This window comes from Asticcacaulis sp. DW145, assembly GCF_037101385.1.
Lineage (GTDB): Bacteria > Pseudomonadota > Alphaproteobacteria > Caulobacterales > Caulobacteraceae > Asticcacaulis > Asticcacaulis currens.
In genome coordinates this window covers 2,098,575-2,121,343 of sequence record NZ_AP029024.1, presented here as the reverse complement: position 1 = coordinate 2,121,343, position 22,769 = coordinate 2,098,575, and the positions used below count along the sequence as shown (strand labels likewise).

General features: G+C 58.8%; 19 protein-coding genes. 12 read left to right on the top strand and 7 right to left on the bottom strand.

Annotated elements, in window-relative coordinates:
• Positions 1-274: 274 nt before the first annotated feature.
• From AACH73_RS09780 to AACH73_RS09760, 5 genes are read left to right on the top strand one after another with little or no spacing between them, the layout of a single operon-like run.
• Positions 275-1,264 carry a 3-oxoacyl-[acyl-carrier-protein] synthase III C-terminal domain-containing protein gene (locus AACH73_RS09780; protein ID WP_338734748.1) on the top strand — a complete coding sequence of 330 codons (990 nt, stop codon included), beginning with the start codon at positions 275-277 and terminating at the stop codon, positions 1,262-1,264.
• Positions 1,258-2,256 carry an NAD(P)-dependent oxidoreductase gene (locus AACH73_RS09775; protein WP_338734747.1) on the top strand — a complete coding sequence of 333 codons (999 nt, stop codon included), beginning with the start codon at positions 1,258-1,260 and terminating at the stop codon, positions 2,254-2,256. The genes AACH73_RS09780 and AACH73_RS09775 overlap by 7 nt, the downstream gene beginning before the upstream one ends.
• Positions 2,243-3,088, top strand: coding sequence for an MBL fold metallo-hydrolase (locus AACH73_RS09770; protein ID WP_338734746.1), 846 nt, complete (start codon positions 2,243-2,245; stop codon positions 3,086-3,088). The genes AACH73_RS09775 and AACH73_RS09770 overlap by 14 nt, the downstream gene beginning before the upstream one ends.
• Positions 3,085-4,173, top strand: a complete 1,089-nt coding sequence (locus AACH73_RS09765; protein WP_338734744.1) for a DUF3419 family protein — start codon at positions 3,085-3,087, stop codon at positions 4,171-4,173. The genes AACH73_RS09770 and AACH73_RS09765 overlap by 4 nt, the downstream gene beginning before the upstream one ends.
• On the top strand, positions 4,170-5,180 hold the full coding sequence (locus AACH73_RS09760; RefSeq protein ID WP_338734743.1) for a Rieske 2Fe-2S domain-containing protein: 1,011 nt from the start codon (positions 4,170-4,172) through the stop codon (positions 5,178-5,180). The genes AACH73_RS09765 and AACH73_RS09760 overlap by 4 nt, the downstream gene beginning before the upstream one ends.
• Before the next feature lie 2 nt (positions 5,181-5,182).
• Here AACH73_RS09760 and AACH73_RS09755 read toward each other — a convergent pair whose 3' ends face one another.
• Positions 5,183-6,454 (bottom strand): F390 synthetase-related protein, encoded by a 1,272-nt coding sequence (locus AACH73_RS09755; protein ID WP_338734742.1) that lies wholly within the window; start codon positions 6,452-6,454, stop codon positions 5,183-5,185.
• Between the two features lie 121 nt (positions 6,455-6,575).
• On the opposite strand from AACH73_RS09755, the gene AACH73_RS09750 reads away from it, so the two are divergent.
• Both AACH73_RS09750 and AACH73_RS09745 read left to right on the top strand, forming a co-directional pair.
• Complete coding sequence (locus AACH73_RS09750; RefSeq protein ID WP_338735728.1) at positions 6,576-7,628, top strand: DUF3419 family protein; 1,053 nt, start codon at positions 6,576-6,578, stop codon at positions 7,626-7,628.
• A complete protein-coding gene (locus AACH73_RS09745) occupies positions 7,622-8,722 on the top strand; it encodes a hypothetical protein (RefSeq protein ID WP_338734740.1) in 1,101 nt (366 codons plus the stop codon). Before AACH73_RS09750 ends, AACH73_RS09745 begins: the two co-directional genes overlap by 7 nt.
• A 174-nt stretch (positions 8,723-8,896) precedes the next feature.
• On the opposite strand, the gene AACH73_RS09740 is transcribed toward AACH73_RS09745, so the two are convergent.
• Entirely contained in the window at positions 8,897-9,379 is a 483-nt protein-coding gene (locus AACH73_RS09740; RefSeq protein WP_338734738.1) for an Lrp/AsnC family transcriptional regulator, read from the bottom strand.
• 168 nt (positions 9,380-9,547) lie between these two features.
• Here AACH73_RS09740 and AACH73_RS09735 point away from each other — a divergent pair, with 168 nt between their 5' ends.
• The 5 genes from AACH73_RS09735 to AACH73_RS09715 all read left to right on the top strand — a co-directional run bounded on the left by AACH73_RS09735 (position 9,548) and on the right by AACH73_RS09715 (position 16,385).
• Positions 9,548-12,973, top strand: coding sequence for an indolepyruvate ferredoxin oxidoreductase family protein (locus AACH73_RS09735; protein WP_338734736.1), 3,426 nt, complete (start codon positions 9,548-9,550; stop codon positions 12,971-12,973).
• A complete protein-coding gene (locus AACH73_RS09730) occupies positions 12,966-14,003 on the top strand; it encodes a Glu/Leu/Phe/Val dehydrogenase dimerization domain-containing protein (protein WP_338734735.1) in 1,038 nt (345 codons plus the stop codon). Before AACH73_RS09735 ends, AACH73_RS09730 begins: the two co-directional genes overlap by 8 nt.
• 100 nt (positions 14,004-14,103) lie before the next feature.
• A complete protein-coding gene (locus AACH73_RS09725; protein WP_338734734.1) occupies positions 14,104-14,439 on the top strand; it encodes a ribonuclease E inhibitor RraB in 336 nt (111 codons plus the stop codon).
• 141 nt (positions 14,440-14,580) lie between these two features.
• A complete protein-coding gene (locus AACH73_RS09720) occupies positions 14,581-15,627 on the top strand; it encodes an enoyl-CoA hydratase/isomerase family protein (protein ID WP_338734733.1) in 1,047 nt (348 codons plus the stop codon).
• A gap of 80 nt (positions 15,628-15,707) precedes the next feature.
• Positions 15,708-16,385: a CAP domain-containing protein gene (locus AACH73_RS09715; protein WP_338734731.1), complete on the top strand. Its 678-nt coding sequence runs from the start codon at positions 15,708-15,710 to the stop codon at positions 16,383-16,385.
• Here AACH73_RS09715 and AACH73_RS09710 read toward each other — a convergent pair whose 3' ends face one another.
• Genes AACH73_RS09710 through AACH73_RS09690 form a run of 5 tightly spaced genes read right to left on the bottom strand, consistent with a single transcriptional unit; the run spans position 16,386 to position 22,579 of the window.
• Complete coding sequence (locus AACH73_RS09710) at positions 16,386-17,282, bottom strand: hydroxymethylglutaryl-CoA lyase (protein ID WP_338734729.1); 897 nt, start codon at positions 17,280-17,282, stop codon at positions 16,386-16,388.
• Positions 17,279-18,439, bottom strand: coding sequence for an isovaleryl-CoA dehydrogenase (locus tag AACH73_RS09705; protein ID WP_338734728.1), 1,161 nt, complete (start codon positions 18,437-18,439; stop codon positions 17,279-17,281). Before AACH73_RS09705 ends, AACH73_RS09710 begins: the two co-directional genes overlap by 4 nt.
• A 46-nt stretch (positions 18,440-18,485) precedes the next feature.
• Complete coding sequence (locus AACH73_RS09700) at positions 18,486-20,195, bottom strand: acetyl-CoA carboxylase biotin carboxylase subunit (RefSeq protein ID WP_338735727.1); 1,710 nt, start codon at positions 20,193-20,195, stop codon at positions 18,486-18,488.
• Positions 20,195-20,971 carry an enoyl-CoA hydratase/isomerase family protein gene (locus AACH73_RS09695; RefSeq protein ID WP_338734726.1) on the bottom strand — a complete coding sequence of 259 codons (777 nt, stop codon included), beginning with the start codon at positions 20,969-20,971 and terminating at the stop codon, positions 20,195-20,197. Before AACH73_RS09695 ends, AACH73_RS09700 begins: the two co-directional genes overlap by 1 nt.
• Positions 20,972-20,974: 3 nt before the next feature.
• Positions 20,975-22,579, bottom strand: a complete 1,605-nt coding sequence (locus AACH73_RS09690) for a carboxyl transferase domain-containing protein (protein WP_338734724.1) — start codon at positions 22,577-22,579, stop codon at positions 20,975-20,977.
• Positions 22,580-22,769: the final 190 nt, after the last annotated feature.

The window sequence follows — 22,769 nt, the reverse complement described above, 5'->3', positions numbered from 1 at the left end:
CTTGTTTCTGACATGCCGCCTGCTCCCCGATCGTCTCAGAGGAAGGGCAAAATCCCGGCCGCTTTTGTGGGGGAGGATACCGAAACCATCAGATAAGGTTTCGAAGGATTGAGCCTCGCGCCAAAGCCCCGCTATTGGCTTTTGTGAGAGAGCGCCCTCAGCTTGGTAAACGGTGTTTACTTTTATCTGAACATTGTCCAAACTGAGATCATGTCCGCCAAATTAAGGACAGTAATACCGTCTTTAACGTCACGCTCGGGGGGCTAACGGGGTCGTGGAACGTAGATTTGCGATTGCCGGCACGGGCGCTTACCTTCCAAAAGAAACGCTCTCAGCGGCGCAATATGACGCGTTGGTTGGTCTGCCAGACGGACAGGTCGCCAGGCGCTTTGGTGTAAATCAAAGACATCACGCCTCCCCGGAGGAAACTTCCAGCTTCATGGCGGCGCAAGCCGCGCGCGTCGCGCTAGATGACGCCGGTTGGGCGCCCGAATCCTTAGATGTGATCATATCGGCGTGCGGTGTTATGGAACAGCCCATACCCGGTACAGCTGTCCTCGTACAACGTGCGCTTGGGCTTGGGGCAAGTGGTATCGCCGCCTTCGATGTCAATGCCACCTGCCTATCGTTCCTGATCGCTTTCGATAGAGCGCTCGCCGGCTTTGCGCTTGGTGATTGGCGCAGGGTCCTAATCGTTAGCGCCGATATAGCGAGCGCTGCCCTCGATTATTCAGACCCAGAGGCGTCGGTTTTGTTCGGCGATGGCGCTGCGGCCATAGCACTTGAAGCCGGCGGGAACCATCAACGTCTGGCTTACGGCTTCAACACCTTTTCTGATGCCGCTGATTTTTGTCAGCTGGAAGCCGGCGGTACCCGCGTTCGGCTCGACGAAGATATTGACGCCTTCAGGTCAAAAGCCCGCTTTAAGATGAAAGGACCTGCGCTTTTTACGACGACGGCTCGTCTCTTTCGGCCGTTTCTGCAAACCCTTTTTGAACGCTCAGGCGTTTCGATCAAAGACGTGGACTGCGTTATTCCTCACCAGGCGAGCCGCGCGGCCCTCGATCACCTCATTAAATCGACCGGGCTGCCACGCGAGCGTACGATCGATGTTTTTGCCGATGTGGGGAACCTGATAGCCACGAGCCTACCCTTCACTCTCGACCATGCCCGGCGCCAGGGTCGCCTGAAGCCGGGTGAGATTTCGCTGATTATCGGCAGTTCTGCCGGCGTCTCGCTGGGCGGTGCTGTGATCCGATGGTAGCCAATGTCGCACTGGTGACGGGGGCTACGGGGGGACTTGGACAGGTCCTTACCTCGGTCCTGCTTGCGCAGGGCCGCAGCGTAATTGCCACCGGGCGAAACAAAGAGGCCGGGGATTTACTTGAACGCAAAGGTGCGCGCTTTATCCGCGCCGATCTCGCAGAAGATGATCTTTCGGGGCTCGTCGCAGAGGCCGATACGGTCTTTCACCTCGCCGCATTATCGTCGCCCTGGGGCGACTATAACGATTTCGTGGCGGCCAACATAACGGCCACAAAGCGCCTCCTGGCGGCAGCGCGCCAGGCGCAGTGCCGCCGCTTCATATTCACCTCAAGCCCCTCTATCTATACCTGCGCGAAGCACCAGATCGGATTGACAGAGGACAGCGCTTTGCCCTTGAACCCTGTCAATGCCTATGCGCAAACGAAGCTCGCGGCAGAACAGGCTGTGCTCGCCTCCGCAGCACCCGACTTCCAAACCGTTGCGTTGCGGCCGCGCGCAATCATCAGTCCTTACGATAGCGTCTTACTACCGAGGCTCCTTCAAGCCGCCAAAAGTGGCTTTCTGCCGCTGCCTGGGTGGGGCAATGCCCTTATTGAACCCACCGATGCCCGAGATGTCGCCTCCGCCCTCCTTGCCGCCGAAGCCTGTGCCGGTGAGGCGATTGGACGCGTCTTTAATATCTCAGGCGGGCATCCCGTTCCGTTAAAGAGCTTTGTCCGCTACGTTTTTAAAAAGATGAATAGAAAAGTGCGGCTAATGCCCGTGCCGTCCCTCTTAGCGTTAGGTGTCGCAAGCCTGATGGAGCGAGTGGCAATGCTTAGCGACGCAGAGGTCGAACCAAAGCTGACGCGATATTCGGCTATGGTACTGGGCTATTCCCAGACCTTCGACCTTTCGCGTGCCGCCCGCGTACTGCACTGGGCACCCCACTACAAGGCGTTTGACGCTATCGACTGGGCACTGGAGGAGCGCTTTTATGCGGTGGATTAAAACCGTTCCTCTTCTGACAGGCAGTTGTCGCCATCCTCAGGCTATGACGCTGATTAAGGGCACATTAAAGCCCGTCGACTTCCATGCCCTGGCAATGCTGCTCATTCACCCTGATGAAGGTCCCATTCTCTTCGATACAGGATATGATCCCGCCTTTCTGCGGGCGACGAACGCCTTTCCGGAGCGGCTTTATCGCTATGCAACCCCGGTTGACCTGCCCGAAGGCGCCGATGCCGCCAGTCAATGCCGGGCCCTCGGTTACAAGCCCGAGAATGTCAAGCATATCATTGTGTCCCATTTCCACGGCGATCACATAGCCGGTTTGCACGCCTTTCCAAATGCCGCCCTTCATTGTGCGCGCGCGGGTCTGACAGACCTTCGCCGTCACGGCCGACTGGCCGCCACCCGGCGCGGTCTGCTCCCGTCTTTGCTTCCCTCCGATTTCGATAGTCGCGCCAGCTTCTTTGAAGAGGCCAAAGACGTAGCTCTGCCTCCCGATTTTGAACCCTTTGACACCGGAAAGGATCTGCTCGGTGACGGGTCTTTGATCGCCATTGAACTGCCTGGGCACTGTCCGGGACACTGGGGTCTGGCGGTAAAGGACTCACACCACGGTTTTCACTTTCTTGTGGCCGACGCGGCCTGGTCATTGCAGGCTATCCGCGAGAACAGACCGCCGCCCGCTATTGCGACGAACTGGCTCGGAGATACGCATAAAGCTCGCAGCACCCTAGCCGCGCTTCACCGCCTTCAAACCCGCAACGGTGAACTGCGTCTGACGCCCTGTCACTGCCCGGAACGGGCCTCTGAGTGCCGGATTTTCCGAACATGACCGCCAGCGCACTTGATCAATCTACCATCTGGTATTCAGCGTCTAACGAAGATGCCCAAAGCGAAATCGCCGCTCTGAAGCCTGAGGGTAAGAAGATTCTGACACTGACCGCCAGCGGCTCCAGGGCGTTCGAACTTCTCCTGGCAGATCCGAGCGAAATTATATCTATTGATCAAAATCCCGCTCAGACGGCCCTCGCCGAGATCTACGCCGTCGCTTACAAGCACTTCGATTATGATGCCTTCTGCCGTCTGACGGGTCTTCGCCACGATGAGCACAGGCGTGCGCTTTTAGACGAAGCCCTCAGGCACGTCTCCTCAGATGCCGCACGCTTCTGGCGTGCAAACCGCCACAAGGCCGCGGACGGCCTCCTTTATTGTGGGAGATGGGAGAGCTTTCTTCGTCGCTTTCGACAATGGGCTGGATCAAGACGGCGCGCACTCGCCGATGAGCTTTTACATACGCACGATATGACAAGCCAGGCTCTGTTGTGGGAGACGCGGTGGGATAACTGGCAGTGGCGTTTGCTGCTGCGGGTTATCGCGTTTCGGGGGCTCTGGCGTCACATATTGCGCGAGCCCGGGATTTCATATGTCCCTGATGATTTCGATATGACCGGCTACGCCCGTGCCCGATTCGAGCATTTGGCAAAGAATCTTCCGATTCACGAGCTTCCCTTTGCCTGGTTGGTCTTCAACGGTGCCTATCATCCGGACATCCTACCGCCTTATCTGACGCAGGAAGGTCATGCCCTGATTGCACAGCGTATCGAACGGCTGACTTTGCAGACGACAGACCTTAGGAGCTTCCTGACATCTGCGCCAAGTGCCTCCCTCGACGGCGCCTCTTTGTCTGATTACGCTTCCTATTGTGATGAAAACGAGCAGCGCGCGGTTTGGCGGGAACTGGCCAGGACTCTCCGATGTGGGGCTGTCGTGTGCGAGCGAAAGTTTTTCAACAAAACAGGGTCGGGCCTGCCGCGAGAATTCGGGTTCAAACGTGACGAGGCGCTTGAAGATGAGCTTCTACGCCAGGACGGTGCGTGGTTTTACAGTTTTGTCATCGCCCAACAGGTGCAACCATGAGCGAAACCTCATGGCCATTGGCGCTCGCGCGATCCTGGCATCCGATTGCCTATCGGTCCGAGGTAAAGAAGGCGCCTTTAGCCGTTGTTTTGATGGGGCGGCCTCTCGTCGTCTTTGAAACGGTTGGCGGCGTTGCCGTTCTGGAGGATCGCTGTCCCCATCGGAATGCCCCCTTATCGGCCGGGCGGGTTGTGGAGTCTCAGATCGAGTGTCCTTACCATGGCTGGCGTTTCGACGCCGGCGGGCGCTGTCGGTATGTTGCCGGTTCAAACCTGACCGCGAACGCTTCGGCCAGATCCTTTTCGGTTCACGAACACGCCGGTATCGTCTGGACATGTCTGACGGACGAAGTGACGCCCTTCCAGGGCCTGCCTGATGTGATCAACGATCTGACATTCGATACCTTTTGGTGGCATTTGCCGTCTTCAACAGGTGCGGTCGACGATGCGATTGAAAACCTCCTCGATCCCGTTCACGCCTACTTTCTCCATCCGGGTCTCGTTCGTAAAGCCAGCCGGGCCTGCCCGGTGGACGTCGAACTGCGCGTGAATCCCTCTGAAGCCGTCGCGCGGTATACTGAGCCCCACCAGGCAATGACCCTTCTTCAGCGCTTAACGGAGGGCAGGCGAAGCCTTTCCTGGGGGAGATATAGGCCGCCCACTCAGGTTCAGATCGGATTTGAAGATAGTCAGGGTCTTCAGGCGTCGATTAGCGTGATCTTCAGTCCGGTCGATGCCAACACCACCCGGCCGTTCGCGGCGTTTTCCACCCGTCGGGGCGTTTTGCCGCCTTTCCTTAAACGCCTGGGCCTCATCGCCTTTCATCGCAAGGTGTTATCTCAAGACCTTGCAATGCTATCTCTTCAAAGCTGTCAACTCTCCCGCTTCGGGGGGGCTGACTACCATCAGGGTCCGGTCGACATGTTTGGACCACTGATCGCACACGGCCTGAACGCAAAGCCATTGCCACAGGGCATTCGAACGTTCCGGCTGTTTGAGCCGGTATGATCTTAGGCGCGCCAGTCTCTGCGAACGCGCCTGAGTTTACGTGTGTAATCCGCCACAATGCCGTGCCTGAGCGTGAGGTTCGCCGTCAGTCCGCGCCTCTTTAACATCGTCTCAACTTCTAAAGCGGCCTTTCTTGCCACCGTTGCCCCTAAAGCGTCTGAAAGCTGCAGGACAATATCATCCGGTCCGGTCTGGATGAGGCGAAAATCGTCTATGGTCGGGTCTGAACGGACAATTGCATTGCGCAAAACGTCAGGTGAAACGAGTTGGCGGGCTCCCGACTGATCTGCCAGAAGAAACGCATCGTCGCACCGTCCGTCTATGCGCGCAACCGCCTGAAACGCGCTCTGGCAGGGGCATCTGGCGTGATCGAGTTCAAACAGATCATTCATGCGGTAGCGAATCATCCCCTGTTCGCGGCGCGTAAAGTCGGTCACAACTGGACTGACAAGTGCGCTATCGGTGATGGATTGCTCAAACTCAAAATGGACCACATCCTCGGCCAGATGAAGTGTGCCGAAAGGACAGCTGACGGCAAAAAGCCCCTCCGTCGCCATATAGATCTGACGTAACCGAAAACCGGTCGCCTCTTCGATGATCCGCTTATCAATATCGTCAAGGACCTCAGCACTTGAAAACAGGCGAGGGGCCTTAAGCCTTCCTTGCTCGGCCAGTACGCGTAAGACCTTTGGCGGCGCGACAAGGGTGTCCGGCGCAAAGGCCGTCAGTTCGTCCATCCAGCTTTCGGGGCCAAGGGCAAGATCGAAGAAGCGCAACTGAATCCGGCTGCCGATACTCGCTGCACGGTAGAGGTCAGACAGCGCCGGAAGTGCCAGCGCGACGCGGTGGCTTCGCCATAAGGCATCCGGCAAGGCCTTGGCGAGAATGGTGCCTAACCATGTAAAGCGCTCGCGTTCAGTGATTACGTAGTAGCCCCGGTTGCCCGATGTGCCGGTGCTCATCCCAATGATGCGCCCCGACAGTCTCTCCTCACCGCGCGAAAGCGCCTCGCGCACGCTTTCAAGGCTTAAGCCCCCTCGGTTTAACCTTGAAAAGTTCTCAAGCAGGATCGTCTTGTCTATGATTGGAAAGGAGCTGAAATCGCCACCAGAACAGGCAGTGTAGAAGCTGAGCTCGCGACTGGCTTGCCGGGTCAATCGATGAAGCGCACGCTGATGAAAGGCCTTCAGCGACGTTCGGTTACGCAAGGTGAGCGCACGCCAGCGGGCCCTCATATAGGCCTGGCCCACCGCCATGATCGCCTCAGCCCTCATTTTTTTTCCTCTTGCTAAAGTGGTATAGCGCCATTAGCCCTTGTGTGAAGACTTACGCAATCAATAGCCGTTTCGACGTGCCCATTCGTCTCGTTTCGTAAGCTTAACGGAGGGGGAAGACATCGCAACGCTCAACTTCACTTCCACCAATGAAGACGGCGAAACCGAGCTTACGGCGCTGCGTGGCTGTAAGCGTGTTCTCAGCCTGACTGGAACCGGAACGCGGGTTCTGGATCTCCTGGCCGAAGACGCCAGAGACATTGTTGCTCTCGATCTGAACGCCGCTCAAAACCACCTTCTCGAGCTAAAGATAGCGGCCATGCACAGCCTTAATCGGGATGCCTGTCTGGCTTTTCTCGGAATGGCGCCGTGCTCGGATCGACTGCAAACCTATAGGCGCCTGTCGACAAACCTGACGCCACAGGCAAGGCACTTCTTCGATGGTCAGAAACGGGCGATTTCGGGCGGCATCTGGCACAGTGGACTTTGGGAGCGACTTTTACGATGGAATGCGCGCTTTCTTAGCTTTCGCATCGGCGCCGTTTCGGCCCTTATGCGGGCGCCATCGATTGAGGACCAGTCGCGTCTGTTTGACCAGCATTTTCGATCATCGACGGCCTGGTCAAAGGTAGAGGCAATTGGACGAGATCTCGTCTGGCGCCTGGCAATGCGCGAACCCGCCGCCGCCTTTCTTCCTGACGCACGTGAGGTGAGTGCTCGCATTGACGCCGATTTTCGCAACGCCTCCCAAAGCTTTCTGTTTCGGGAAAGTGATATCGCTACGCTTGCCCTTAATGGACGCCACAGTGCCCACGGCCCATTACCCATTCACCTGCGAAAAGACACTTACGAAAAAGTCCGCGGCCGACTTGAGCGAATTCGGCTCGTAACCGGCGGACTTGCAGACCTGCCTAACCTAAACGTCGGCCGCTTTGATGGCTTCTCCCTATCTGACTTTGGATCTTACTGTGATCTGTCCGACTACACGGACAGCTGGGAGGGAATAGTACAGGTGGCCCTACCCGGTGCGCGCTTTTGCGAACGCCTTTTCCTGAACATTATGCCGCCGCAGTCTGACCGGGTGATGATCGATGAAACCCTTTCGGGCGAACTGTCTTTGCGTGATCGCTCTATCATCTACCGCGTACGGGCCGGGGTTTTGAGGGCGTGCTAGATATAAAGGCCCTAAATCAATTGGCACGAGACTACGTCGCGGGCTTTAATGTACCGGGCGTCGCCCCTCTTATTTCCAATCTAAACACCTCGGTCACCCTCTTTGATTGGGGTCAGCATCACATACCTATGACGATAAATGACGGTGCTGCTGGCAGAACCTTTGTCTGTTCACCACGCGTCGCCTATGTCGACTATACTCTTGAAGAGCTTGACCATTTTCCCGACCGGCGCTTGGCGCCACTGTTGCGTGGCGTCGTGCGGGGCGTGGGCGCGGCCCTCTCACTGAGTTCGGCAGACCGGATCGTCCATGTGAACAATTGGATGTTATCGACAACCCTGCCGATCGGGCTGGATCCGGCCCTTGCGCAAGATCAGACCCGTCGCCTCGTTGAGGCATTTCCGAACCATTTTCTGGCCATCAGGTCTTTGAACGGACGTCACGAAGGCCCGTTCTTGCGGGCACTTGAGGCGGCAGGGTGGCAGTTGCTGCCCAGCCGCCAGGTCTTCTTAATAGATAACCTTCAAGAGGCGTTTTCGCAGCGCAGAGACCTAAGGCGCGACGAAGCTTTGTGGCAGAGGGGTGATTTTCTCCATGAAGACCTAGCCGAGATGACGCAAGAGGACGCAAGACGGCTCGCTCATCTTTATCAATTGCTCTATCTGGAAAAATACTCCGCCCTAAACCCCGCCTTTTCAGAAGCGTTTTTCCGGCTCACCCACAAGATTGGGCTGATACATTACCGGGTGCTGCGCGATAAGGCCGCCATTATCCAGGGGTTTTGTGGCGTCTATACCTTCGGACGTTACGCGACAGCTCCGATATTAGGCTATAATACGTCCTTGCCGCAGAGCCTTGGTCTCTACAGACTAAGTTTTCACAGTGCGACACGCTATGCTTTAGAACGCGGACTGCAGTTTAACCTCTCTTCCGGCGCTACCCAGTTTAAGCGAAACCGGGGAGCGAGCGCGGAAATGGAATATACGGCCTACTATTACCGCCATCTCGCAGGGGCACGTCGAGCGCCGTTTTGGCTTCTGAAAACTGTTGCACAGAGGCTAGGAGAGCCGCTTCTTCGCAAGTACGACCTTTGAACACGCTCCCTAATGGCTTACGTGGTCTCTTTGGAAGATGCGCTTTATGGGCTTAAGGGGCGCCGATCTTTGCGTTCTCTATGCCACCCAACGCGGTCTAAGCGATTTTAAGCCACTGATTTTCAGACACTTTGCAGCAATTGGGTGGCGCATCTCACCCTTACTTATGCGGGCTCATCCGACGGCGGGTGACGGTTCGCGCTTCAGCCTTCGCAGGCAAAAGGTTGAACGCGTATGCCGGATGCCTGGAAACTTCAGGAGCTTTTTGCGCAAAAACTGCTCATATCCTTCCGTCCCATCGACGGCGGCAATCAGCACATAATCATATTCACCCGTCGTCAGATAAGCGTCCGTCACTTCGGGCAGGTTCAGTACATAACGCGAAAAGGCTTCAATACGTTCGTCATCGTGCGCCTCGATATTGATTTCGACAATCACCGTATCGGGCTTGCCGACCTGCTCCGGATCGAGCAGGGCGACATAGCCCGTAATGACCCCATTTTCTTCCATCCGTTTGATCCGAGACCAGCAAGGCGTCGGCGACAGCCCTACCTGATCGGCAATTTCCTGTGTCGTCAGCCGACAATTGCTGCGCAGCAATCGCAGGATTTTGCGGTCGGTTTCATCGAGGCCACGGCCTTCTGAACTGCGTGACATGGGCGTTCCATCTGTAGAAGGCATCCCATTCTGCGGCAAAGCGCCGCAACGGAATGTCATTTTGTCTATGCCCTCAATACCACGAAATTCGAAAATTCATTCTCCTGAATTCGTGTCATCCTGCAAAAAAATTCCGCAATAGACGGAAAGCCTAGCAGGGATGATTAAATGCTTGATCAGGTTTCCTTAAGCGATAAGTACGTCCTCGACGAGGGGCGCGCCTTTATGAGCGGGGTACAGGCCCTTGTGCGCCTGCCGCTGATGATCGCGCGACGCGATAGGCGCGCAGGCCTTAAGACGGCAGGCTTCATCTCCGGCTATCGCGGCTCGCCACTTGGCAATTACGATCAGCAGCTGCAGCAGGCCAAATCCCTGCTCGATCCTTTGAACATCGTCGTACAACCGGCCATCAACGAAGACCTTGGGGCAACGGCCGTGTGGGGGAGCCAGCACGTACCGCTGTTTGAAGGCGCCCGTTACGACGGCGTCTTCGGCATCTGGTATGGCAAGGGGCCGGGTGTGGACCGGTCAGGCGACGTACTCAAACACGCCAATATGGCCGGCACCACCCCTCTCGGTGGAGTTCTGGCTGTGGTGGGAGACGATCATGCCTGTAAGTCCTCGACCCTGCCCAATCAGTCTGAGCTCGCCTTCATTGACGCTGAAATCCCGGTGCTCAGCCCCGCGACCATTGGCGAGGTTCTCGAATACGGCGTCAAAGGCATTGCCCTGTCGCGTTTCTATGGCGGCTGGGTGGCACTGAAGACCATTTCTGACCTTATGGATGCCTCGGCCGCCGTTGATCTCGCCGACACGTTCGACACGCGCGAGCCTCTAATCGACCTGCCCGCCGACGGGCTTCATATCCGCGCCAAGGATACCCCGGCCGAAAAGGAGGCGCGCCACCGCCACTTCCGTCTGCCCGCCGCTTCGGCCTTTGCCCGGCTCAATGGGTTCGACACGGTAATCTGGCCTAATGAGCGTGCGCGCATTGGTATTGCCACGGCGGGAAAGGCCTTCACGCAGGTGATGGAGGCCCTTGACCTTTTGGGTATCACGGAGGCGGAGGCGAGAGATATTGGCCTCAGCGTCTGGAAGGTGGGCATGGTCTGGCCGCTGGATGCCCAGGGTGCGCGCGCCTTTGGAGGGGGGCTTGAAAAGCTCCTCGTGGTCGAGGAACGGCGCGAGATCATTGAGCCGCAGCTGCGCTGCGCCCTCTATGCGCTGCCCGATGGCCGTCGCCCGCTGATCCTCGGTAAGCGCGGCTTAAGCGGGGAGCCGCTGATTTCCGACGTGCTGGAACTCGATACGCTTCAGGTGGCACTGGCGCTTTATGACCTCCTGCCACAATCCGCCCTTCATGCCCAGCGGCATGAACGCGCCGAGGCTTTCCGAATGCGCCTGACGCAGAAGGAGACACTCAAACCCGACCATGTCCGCGCGCCGTTTTTTTGCGCCGGCTGTCCACATAACGGATCTACCGCTGTACCCGAAGGGTCTCGGGGTCTGGCCGGCATCGGCTGTCACTATATGGCGACCTTTATGCCGCGTCGGACGGATATCTGCACCCACATGGGCGGTGAGGGCGTAACCTGGATGGGCCAGTCTCCCTTTACCGATGAAGGACACGTCTTTACCAATCTGGGCGACGGCACCTACTTCCATTCGGGACTACTCGCTATCCGCCAGGCGCTCGCCGCCGGGGTCAATATCACCTACAAGATCCTTTATAACGACGTGGTCGCCATGACCGGCGGGCAGTCGGTCGATGGTCAGCTTACCCCCGTCAGGGTCGCGCAGCAGGTGCGCGCCGAAGGTGTGGAGCGCATCGCCCTTGTCTCGAATGATCCCGAGCGCTGGGAGGGTGAAATGCCGTCAGGCACCACCTACGCTCATCGCGACGATCTGGAGGCGGTGCAAAAGGAACTGCGCACCCATAAGGGCGTGTCGGTCCTCATATATGATCAGGCCTGTGCTACAGAGCTGCGTCGGCGTCGCAAGCGCGGCACCGCCCCGAAGCCCGCTGCACGTATCTTCATCAATCCGGCAGTGTGCGAAGGCTGTGGCGATTGTCAGGCAAAGTCGAATTGCGTGGCGATCAATCCGCTGGAAACCGAACTCGGGCGCAAACGTGAAATTGATCAGTCGGCGTGTAATATCGATACCGCCTGCGTCAAGGGCTTTTGTCCCTCTTTCGTGGCCGTCGAAGGTGCGGCGCTGAAAAAAGCCGCAGCGCCCGACATCACTTCGCTGATCGCTGACCTGCCCGACCTGACGCCGCCACCGGCGACAGCACGTCCGGTTAACATCCTTCTGGCCGGTATCGGTGGTCTCGGCGTCACGTCTTTGTCGGCCATGTTGGGCATGGCCGCGCATATCGACGGCTGCGAAGTGTCTGTTGCTGATCAGACCGGCCTCGCCCAACGTGGCGGGGGCGTCGATGCTCATGTACGCATTGTGGCTAAGGGCGTCCGATTGCCCGCGCCACGTATCAGTGCGGGCGAGGCGGATGTCGTACTGGCCGCTGATATGGTGCAGGCAACCGGCAAAACGGCCCTCCCGCTTGCAAGCCCGCAACGCACGCTTTGCTTTGTCAATTCGGCGCTGACTTCGACCGCGGCTTTCACACTGAACCGGGATATCGTTTTTGATAAGGGCGGGCTGATGGCGCGTCTGCGAAAGGCGTCCAAACGCTGTGACGCGCTCGACGCCGGTGGGATTGCAAGGCGTCTGCTAGGTGATGCTGTCTTTGGCCATATGATCCTCCTCGGGGCCGCCTGGCAGGCGGGAGCTGTGCCGCTGAGCCGCCAGGCCATTGCCCGCGCCATAGACCTCAACGGGGCTGAGAAAGCCAATAACCATAGGGCCTTTGCACTGGGTCGTGCGCTTTATCTCGGCCGCATCGCGCCGCCGAAAGCCGAAGCGCCATTTGATGTCGAAACCTTTATCATGCGGCGCATCGCCGATCTGACTGCCTATCAGGACTCAGCTTACGCCTCTCAGTATCGGGCAGTGGTTGAGACGGCGCGCAAGGCCGCATCGCCCGCGCTTTTGGAGGCGGTGGCGCGCAATGCCTATAAGCTGATGGCCTATAAGGACGAATACGAGGTGGCACGCCTCTATAGCGACCCTCATTTCCGCGAGCGGTTGGCCAGCCAGTTTGATACTCCGCAAAAGCTCAGTGTCTTCCTCGCCCCGCCGCTTCTGGCGCGCAAGGATCCTGTGACAGGTGAGCCGCGCAAGATGAAATTCGGCGGCTGGGTCTTTAGCGCCTTTGGCGTGCTCAAAAGGCTGAAGGGCCTGCGTGGCAGCGTCTTCGATCCGTTCGGCCATACGCAGGAACGGCGCATGGAGCGGGCACTGAGAGACGACTATCTTCGCCTGATCCCGCAACTTGTCGCAAAGCTCTCGCCGCAGACGCTTGAACCGATTGTGGCACTGGCCCGCCTGCCCGAAGACATCCGCGGTTTTGGCCATGTTAAGGCCGCCTCCGTTGAAGCCGCAAAGGTGCGCAAGGCCGCGCTGCTGACGCAAATCGAAGCAGCGAAACACGTCCCCACCCCCCTCTCACATAAGGAACCCGCCCATGTTTGATACCCCCGCTTACGACGCACACGAAAAGGTCGTTGACGTCAACGATCCCGAAACGGGCCTGCGCGCCATTATCGCGGTCCATTCGACGGCGCGTGGTCCGGCAGCGGGCGGATGCCGACTGTGGACCTACGAGGACGCCGCAGCGGCGCGCACCGACGCGCTGCGCCTGTCGCGCGGCATGAGCTACAAGAACGCCATGGCCGAACTGCCCTTCGGCGGCGGTAAGGCGGTTATCATGGGCCCGGTCGCGTCAGAAAACCGCGAACAGATTTTCAGCGCTTTCGGTCGCGCGGTTGAAGCCCTGGGCGGGCAGTACATCACCGCCGAAGACGTAGGTGTCGGCGTGTCGGACATGATGGTCGTGGCGCGTCAGACGAAGTACGTTTCGGGTCTGGCCACAGAGGGTTCAGTGGGGGGTGACCCGTCGCCCTTTACAGCGCGCGGTGTGGCCATCGGTATCGAAGCGGCGGTCAAGGCGCGTCTTAATCGCGATAGCCTGGAAGGTGTGCGTGTCGCGGTGCAGGGGCTCGGGCATGTCGGCGGCTATCTGTGTCAGGAGTTGCACGCGCGCGGCGCGAGGCTGATCGTGGCGGACATTAATACGGCCCGCGTCGTCGAAATGGTCGAGCGTTTCAGCGCGGAAATGGGCAGTGTCGCCGACATCCTCCTGAGCGACGCCGATGTGATTGCGCCCTGCGCGCTGGGGTCCATTATCACCCCTGACGTGGCCGGCCGCATGACCGCCGCCATCGTCGCCGGGGCCGCCAACAACCAGTTGTCTGTGCCGGAAGTGGGTGCGGTTCTGGCCGGTCGCGGCATTCTTTACGCCCCGGATTATGTCATCAATGCCGGCGGCATTATCGCCGTGTCGGCGGAGTATAACGGTGGCGTTGATCGCATGGGAATCGACGCGCAGATCGAAGCCATCGGCCCGCGCCTGGCCGATATCTTTGCCCGTGCCCAGAGCGAAAAGCGCCTCACCGGCGACGTCGCCGACACACTGGCCAGAGCGAAAATGGTGCGTGTCTGAGAGGCCCGTCTCAGGGGCCTGTGACGGGCCTGACTTCATAAACGAAGATTACCTCGCGGACGTTTTTTGATACCCTGCCTCTTTAGAGAGGCAGGGTTCCATGTCCGTATTCGAATTTAACGCTGACGTCCTGGCGAAACTGGCGGCGTCTGGTGCGGACATGATCAGCGTTCGCCCTGTCGATTTTTCTGTCGTCTTTGCTGGTCAGGAAGCGGCAGAAGCTTTTGCGTTTTTGGTGCGGGCGAAGGGCTTTACAACTTCGATGCGTAAAGGAGACGAAGACAGCGCGTTGTGGGACGTTACCGCGACCTTGCCACTGTCACCCACATGTGAAGCCATCACGATTGTGGAGCTTGAGTTAGAGGGCATGGCTAACCCCTATGGTGGGCAGACCGACGGCTGGGGCTTTATGCGGATCATGCCGTCTTCTAATTAAAACACCTGGAGGAACGCTCTCCTCAAAGACTAAAACCGCATTTTTATACAGTTCCCAATCCGCTGATTCCGTGGTTATCTTAAAAAAATGCTGCACCCAAAGAGGTGCAGCAAAAACACGGGAAAACGCGAAAGGATAGCTATGGACGCGCTCGGTATTGAGGAAAAAGCCGTTCAGGCTCAGATAGAAAACGGGGTAGGGCGCTTAACGCTTAACCGGCCGCAGGCGCTCAACGCCCTCACGACCGACATGTGCCGCGAGATGGCGGGTACACTGTCGGCCTGGGCCAGCGATGATCGCGTGCGCTACGTCGTTCTCGACCATATTGGGCGGGCCTTTTGTGCCGGTGGCGATGTGCGCACCGCCGCGCGTTCGGGACGTGGAGACGGAGAGGCTGCACGGGAGTTTTTCCGTACCGAATACCGGCTCAACACCCTGATCAAGCGTTTCCCCAAGCCCATCATTGCCCTGATCGACGGAGTGACCATGGGCGGCGGTGTCGGCATCAGTGTCCACGGATCGCACCGGGTTTCCACCGAAGACACTCTTTTTGCCATGCCCGAAACCGGGATTGGCCTGTTCCCGGATGTCGGCGGCGGTTGGTTCCTGCCCCGGATGGCGGGAGAGACAGGCACTTGGCTTGCCCTGACCGGTGAGCGCCTCAAAGGGGCTGACGTGCGCGCTGCGGGTCTCAGTACGCACCATGTGGCGACGGCAGATCTGCCCGCCTTAAAGGCCGAGCTTCTGGCGGGTGGTGATATCGACAACATCCTGCACCGCTATGACCGTCCGGTGGGCGAGCCCTCTTTCCAGGAGCACCTTGAGGCCATTAATCGCATTTTTGGTAAGGCGACGCTCGCGGATATCGCCATTGCTCTGAAACTGGAAGATTCCGACTGGGCTCAGCATCAGGGCGAGGTGCTGGCGACCCGCTCCCCCTTCTCAATGAGCGTCACCTTGCGCCACCTGCGCGAAGGTCGTCGTCTGCAGAGCTTTGAGGAGGTGATGGAGATGGAGTTTCGCATAGCCTCCAGGATTTGTCAGAGCCATGACTTCCTTGAGGGCGTGCGCGCAGTTCTGGAGGACAAGGATCACTCGCCACAGTGGCTCCCACAATCCATCGGTTGCGTTAGTGCGCACAGTGTTGAGGCTCTGTTTCAGCCCCTTTCGCGCGAACTTTATGACTAACGCCGTTTAAGCCTCTTTCTTAGCGGCCCGTTTACATCCGGGTCCGCAATATGGCGCCCTAAGCTTGCTCGGGGTAGGCTATGCGGGGCGTCATTTTTTTATCTATCGCGTGGGCGGCCGTCGCAGGCGCGGCATCGGCTGACGAGAAGATTCAGAGGCTCGATTCTGCGGCTGAGGCGGCGGTTGATGCGCTGTTGGCGCCAGCTACGCCAGCGGCCGGTTCCAGCGGCACGAGCTATCGCCGGGTCAATACGGTGGTCAAGGCGCCTGATCTTAGCGCGGCTCTTGTGCCTGATGCGCCCCGATTTGAGATTACCGACGACATGCAGCATCAGGCGGCCATTTTGCTTGCACGGGTCAATGAGGTGCGCGCCGAAAACGGATGCGGTCCTTTGCGGCTTAGCGAGCAGCTGATGCAGGCGGCCCAGCGCCAAAGCGTCTCCATGTCTGAGAAAAACTATGTTTATCACTACACCGATGACGGCATCAGGTTAAAGGATCGGGTGCACGCCACGGGCTATGTCTATACCCTTTTGGGCGAGAACGTCGCCGCGGGACAAAAGACGGCTGATAAGGTGTTCGAGGAATGGATGACGAGCCCCGGCCACCGTGCGAATATCCTCAACTGTGGCTACGAAGAAATGGGCGTAGGCTATGTCCATGACGCGCAGGACCAGCCTGTGGGCCAGGCCCACGTCCCCTATTATTTCTATTGGACTCAGGTCTTTGGTCGCCACATGAAGATGGCCGGTAACTGATCAGCGACCTCTGGCAATGGCGGCTTTGGAACGCGGCGGCCGGCCGAGCGCATCGGATATGCTCCAGGCCGCGTCAATGACCTTATCGAGATCGACGCCGGTCTCAATACCCATTCCGTTCAGCATGTAAATGACGTCTTCGGTCGCGACATTTCCAGACGCGCCGGGCGCATAGGGGCAGCCACCCAGTCCACCAACTGACGCATCGACTGTGCGGATACCATAGTCGAGTGAGACGAGGATATTGGCGAGTGCCTGGCCCCAGGTGTCGTGAAAATGCACCGCCAGTGTCTGGGCATCTGTGCGTTTCAACACGACGTCCAGCAGGCGCTGCGTATCTCCCGGCGTGCCGCGCCCAATGGTATCGCCCAGCGACACCTCGTAGCATCCCATCTCCATAAGCCTCAGCGTCACCTCCGACACGGCTTCGGGGACGACACGGCCTTCATAAGGGCAGGCGAGGGCGCAGGAGACGTAGCCGCGCAGCGCTATGCCGTCGTCGCGGGCGCGTTGGGCAACGGCCGCAAAGCGCTCAAGGCTTTCATGGATACTGGCATTTATGTTTTTCTGGCTGAAGGTCTCAGACGCCGCCGCAAAAATAGCGACGCTTTGCGCGCCTGCCGCAAGCGCCGCTTCATAGCCTTTGAGATTAGGCGTCAGCACCGGATAGGTAATGTGTGGCGCGCGGGTAATCGCCGCCATGACGTCGCCTGCATCGCCCATCTGCGGTACCCATCTGGGCGAGACAAAACTGGTCGCTTCGATAAAGCGCAGACCCGTTTGCGACAGGTGGTCAATCAGGGCGATCTTGGTCGCCGTGGGGACGATCTGCGCCTCGGCCTGAAGGCCATCACGCGGCCCGACCTCATAGAGCGTAACGTGTGTGGGACGGCTCACTTCGTTTCCTCAAACAGTTCGCGCCCGATCAGCATGCGCCGGATTTCGCTCGTCCCTGCACCAATCTCATAAAGCTTCGCATCGCGCCACAACCGCCCGGTTGGGTACTCATTGACATAGCCATTGCCGCCCAGACACTGGATCGCTTCGCCGGCCATCCAGGTCGCTTTTTCCGCGGCATAAAGAATGCAGGCCGCAGCGTCCTTGCGTGTTGTTTCTCCACGATCGCAGGCTGCAGCGACCGCATAGACATAAGCGCGGCAGGCCCCCCAGGTGGCGTACATGTCGGCAATCTTGCCCTGCATCAGCTGGAAGGTCCCGATCGGTGCGCCGAACTGCTGACGCTCATGCACATAAGGGATCACCACGTCTAGGCAGGCGCGCATGATCCCTAAGGGGCCGCCTGACAGAACGACGCGCTCATAGTCGAGACCCGACATCAGCACTGCCGCTCCGCGCCCCTCAAGGCTCAGAACGTTCTCCTCCGGCACCTCACAATCGGCAAAGACCAGTTCACCTGTATGCGACCCGCGCATCCCCAGTTTGTCGAGCTTTTGTGCGACAGAGAAACCCGCAAAGTCCTTCTCAATCAGGAAGGCCGTGACGCCTTTTGAGCCTTCGCCCGTACGCGCATAAACGACCAGCACGTCGGCGTCCGGGCCGTTGGTGATCCACATTTTAGAGCCATTGAGCACGTAGCGGTCGCCACGTTTCTCGGCTCTCAGCTTCATCGACATGACGTCGGAGCCGGCTCCCGGTTCGGACATAGCCAGTGCGCCTATGTGCTCACCATTGATAAGGCGCGGCAGATAACGCGCCTTTTGCGCTTCATTGCCGTTCCTCACGATCTGATTGACGCAAAGGTTGGAATGGGCCCCGTAGGACAGGCCGACCGAGGCTGAGGCGCGGCTTATCTCTTCCATGGCGATAGTGTGCGCTAGATAGCCCATCTCTGCCCCGCCATACATGTCCGGCGCGGTAAGGCCTAAAATGCCAAGCGCCCCCATCTTGCGCCACAGCGGCATCGGGAACTGATCCGTGCTATCGATCTCCGCCGCGTGCGGGGCGATTTCGGTGGCAGCAAATCTGGCCACTGTGTCGCGCAGGGCGTCGATCTCATCGCCGTGGGCGAATTGCAGATGCGGAAAATCGATCATGATGCGTCTCTCTGCTTATACCGCCCGTCAAAGACAGGGGATAGGATTATGTAATGCGCGCCAGGAGCGCTTTTTCGATCACCTGCTCGCCCGCCATTGCGCTGATCCCGGTCAACATCCCGGCGCGAGGGGCCTTGAGCGTCAATTGAATCTTCATGGCCTCCAGCACGATCAGAGGCTGGTTCTTCTCCACCCTCTCGCCCTCTTTGGCATGCACGGCAACGACCAGCCCGGGCATTGGCGCGATCACCTCGGAGGCTTCGTGGGTGTCATCCAGACTATGGGTGAGATGGCGCACATCGACCGGAGAGGCAGGCGGCAGATTCAGGCGAAACCCTGTTGCGTCGTGCCAGGGCGAAGGGGGAATATCCACTGGCAGATCATAGTCCGGCCACGGCGCCGTGAGGCGCTCGATATGGCGGCCAATAAAGCCCGTATCAATTTCCCCGTCACGAAAATCCGGATCGGAAGCAATACGCCGCAAGAAACCCAGATTGGTCTTCACGCCCTCCGCGCGGGTATGGATCAGGGCGGTGCGCAAAGCGTCAAGCGCGGCCGCGCGATCCTTGCCATGAACGATCAGCTTGCTGATCATAGGGTCATAAAAGACGCTGACCGCATCGCCCTGCGTCACGGCGGAATCGGCGCGAACCCCGGACGGAAAAACGAGACGGCTCAGCGTGCCGGTCGACGGCAAAAAGTCGTGTTCAGGGTCTTCGGCGTAGAGGCGTGCTTCAATGGCATGTCCGTTGAGCGGCACCTGAGCCTGGGTAAGCGGCAGGGGTTCACCGGCGCAAACGCGCAATTGCCATTCGACCAGATCCAGGCCGGTTATGGCCTCAGTCACCGGGTGTTCCACCTGAAGACGGGTGTTCATCTCCATGAAATAGAAGCTGCCCCCATCAATGCCCTTCGACACATCGACGATAAATTCGATCGTACCCGCCCCCCGGTAGCCAATGGCTCTGGCGGCTCTTACCGCCGCTTCGCCCATGGCCAGACGCATGGCTTCGGGCAGGCCAGGGGCCGGAGCCTCTTCAATCACTTTCTGATGGCGACGTTGCAGCGAGCAGTCGCGCTCATAGAGGTGAATGGCATTGCCGTGGGTGTCGGCAAACAACTGAATCTCGATATGGCGCGGCACCTCGATGTATTTTTCGATCAAGACGCGCCGATCATTGAAAGCGCTTTGCCCCTCACCCTGGCAAGATTTCAATAGTTCCGGAAAATCAGACTCTTTATCAACCCGGCGCATCCCTTTGCCGCCGCCGCCGGCCACGGCCTTGATTAGGACCGGGAACCCAATGTCGCGTGCAGCATCGAGCAGTGTGGTCTCGTCCTGGGCGTCGCCATGATAGCCGGGGGTGACGGGTACACCTGCCTGTTCCATCAGGGCTTTGGCCGCGCCTTTGAGAGCCATAGCCCGGATCGCCTCAGGTGTCGGACCGACAAAAAGGATCCCGGCGGCGGCGCATGCCTGCGCGAACTCGGCGTTTTCTGAGAGGAAGCCGTAGCCCGGATGGATGGCGTCGGCCCCTGTACGTCTGGCGACCTCGATGATCACATCCGCGCGCAGATAGCTTTTAGCCGCCGGGGCAGGGCCTATCAGGTGCGCCTCGTCCGCCTCGCGCACAAACAGGGCATGAGCATCGGCTTCGGAATAGACGGCGACGGTTCTGATACCAAGGCGTCTGCAGGTGCGGATGATGCGGCAGGCGATTTCGCCGCGATTGGCGATGAGGAGTTTACCAATCATCATCTCACCCATCCGGGTTTGCGTTTTTCCAGAAAGGCCGCAATGCCTTCGCGCCCTTCGTCGCAGGCACGGCGGGCGGCGATGCGTTGAGCCGTCAGGCCAAGCAGGTCCTCATCCACGAAGCGGCCCGCGACGTCTGCAATCAGCGCCTTGGCGTCCGCCACGGCCTCAGGCCCGCTGGCCAGAAGGGCGTCGATCAGTGGTGCGGCAGCCGCATCAAGTCCGGCCTTCACCTCGTGCACCAGACCCAAGCGGCGAGCCTCTTCTGCGCTGAAGCGCTCTCCGGTTAAGAAGTAACGTCGCGCCGCCGACGTACCCATTTTTGCGAGCACAAACGGCGAAATGGCCGCCGGGATGAGTCCCAGCCGCACCTCGGTCAGGCCAAAACGCGCATCAGGGGCGGCGATCACCATATCACAGGCCGCGGCCAACCCCACGCCGCCGCCCAAGCATGCGCCTTGGATCAGGGCGATCACAGGCTTCGGGCAGACGTTTATTGCGTGCAGCATACGCGCCAGAGCCAGCGCATCCTGCTCGTTCTCGGCTGCGGTCTTTTGCGCGGCGCGCTGCATCCAGTTCAGATCGCCTCCGGCGCAGAAGCTCTCGCCCGCCCCGTTCAGCACCACCACACGCACGAGGGGATTGGCACCAAGGGTGGTAAAAACCCCTGTGAGGTCGCCAATCATCGCCTCATCAAAAGCATTGTGCCGTTCGGGCCGGTTGAGGGTCAGACGGGCTATGCCATTGGCAGAGAGATCGAGTTTCAGTGTCGGCATGGGCTACATCCTGAACACGCCGAACCGCGTCGGCTCTATAGGCGCATTGAGCGCGGCCGAAAGACCGAGACCCAGAACAAGGCGTGTATCCGCCGGATCGATGACGCCGTCATCCCACAGCCGCGCTGAAGCGTAATAAGGATGGCCCTGCGCCTCATAGGTTTTCAGAAGCGGGGCCTTGAATAAAGCCTCCTCCTCGGCGCTCCATGTCCCGCCCTTCGCCTCGATGCCATCACGACGGACCGTGGCCAGCACATTCGCCGCCTGTTCACCGCCCATGACCGAGATGCGCGCATTGGGCCACATCCACAGGAATCGCGGATCGAAGGCGCGTCCACACATGCCGTAATTTCCCGCCCCGTAGGAGCCCCCAAAAACGAGCGTAAGCTTTGGTACATTGGCGCAGGCGACCGCCGTCACCATCTTGGCACCGTGGCGGGCAATACCTTGGTTTTCGTACTTACGACCCACCATGAATCCAGTAATATTTTGCAGGAATATAAGCGGAATATTGCGCTGGCAGCACAGTTCGACAAAGTGCGCCCCCTTTTGTGCGCTCTCTGAAAATAGCACTCCATTATTGGCGACAATGCCAATGGGGTGGCCAAAAAGATGCGCAAATCCACAAACGAGCGTTTCGCCATAAAGCGCTTTGAACTCATCGAAGTCTGAACCGTCAACAATGCGGGCAATAAGTTCGCGCACATCAATCGGGATACGCTTATCGACGGGTATAAGGCCGTAGAGCTCGCTCGCCTCATAGAGCGGATCGACGCTGTCACGCATCTTCAACGACGCCGGTTTGCGGCGGTTGAGATTGCGCACGATCCGTCGTGCCATCTGAAGCGCTTCAGCATCATTGGCCGCCAGATGATCGACGACGCCCGATACGCGCGCATGGACATCGCCGCCGCCCAAATCCTCTGCCGAGACAACTTCGCCCGTCGCCGCCTTGACGAGCGGAGGACCACCCAGAAAGATCGTTCCCTGACGGCGCACAATGATGCTTTCGTCCGACATGGCCGGGACATAGGCCCCACCAGCCGTGCAGGACCCCATCACGACGGCAATCTGCGGTATTCCTTTGGCTGACATCTGCGCCTGATTGAAGAAGATGCGGCCGAAATCGTCTTTATCCGGAAAAACCTCGTCCTGGTTAGGCAGATTTGCCCCTCCGGAATCGACTAGGTAGATGCATGGCAGGTTATTCATCTGCGCCACTTCCTGGGCCCGCAGATGCTTTTTAACGGTCAAAGGATAATAGGTGCCACCTTTCACGGTGGCGTCATTGCACACCACAACACACTCGGTGTTCTCAATCCGGCCAATGCCGGTGATGATCCCGGCGGCGGGAACCTCATCCTCGTAGACCTCATGAGCGGCCAGAGCCGACAGCTCCAGAAACGGAGAGCCTGGATCGAGCAGCGCATCAACCCGTTGGCGCGGCAAGAGTTTCCCTCGGGCCACGTGCTTTTGGCGGGCAGTGTCACTTCCGCCTTTTGCGATGCGCGCGGTTATGGCACGCAGATCATCGACCAGCCCCTGCATATGAGCACGATTGGCGTCGAAGTCGGCGCTTTGGGTGTCGATCTGACTGATGAGGCGCATGAGACGTTTCCTTTAACGGAAACATAGCGCCTTGCTCATCATTGGAAAAATTGATAATAAAAATATAATGGATAGACACTGACTATGGATGCGGCTGTCTGTCGTCTCAGCGCCCAACCGGGCGCTGAGGCTTCGTGTCTGAGCGTTTATCTCCACCTGTCCGATGCCTGGTGTAGGAGAGACAAAAGAA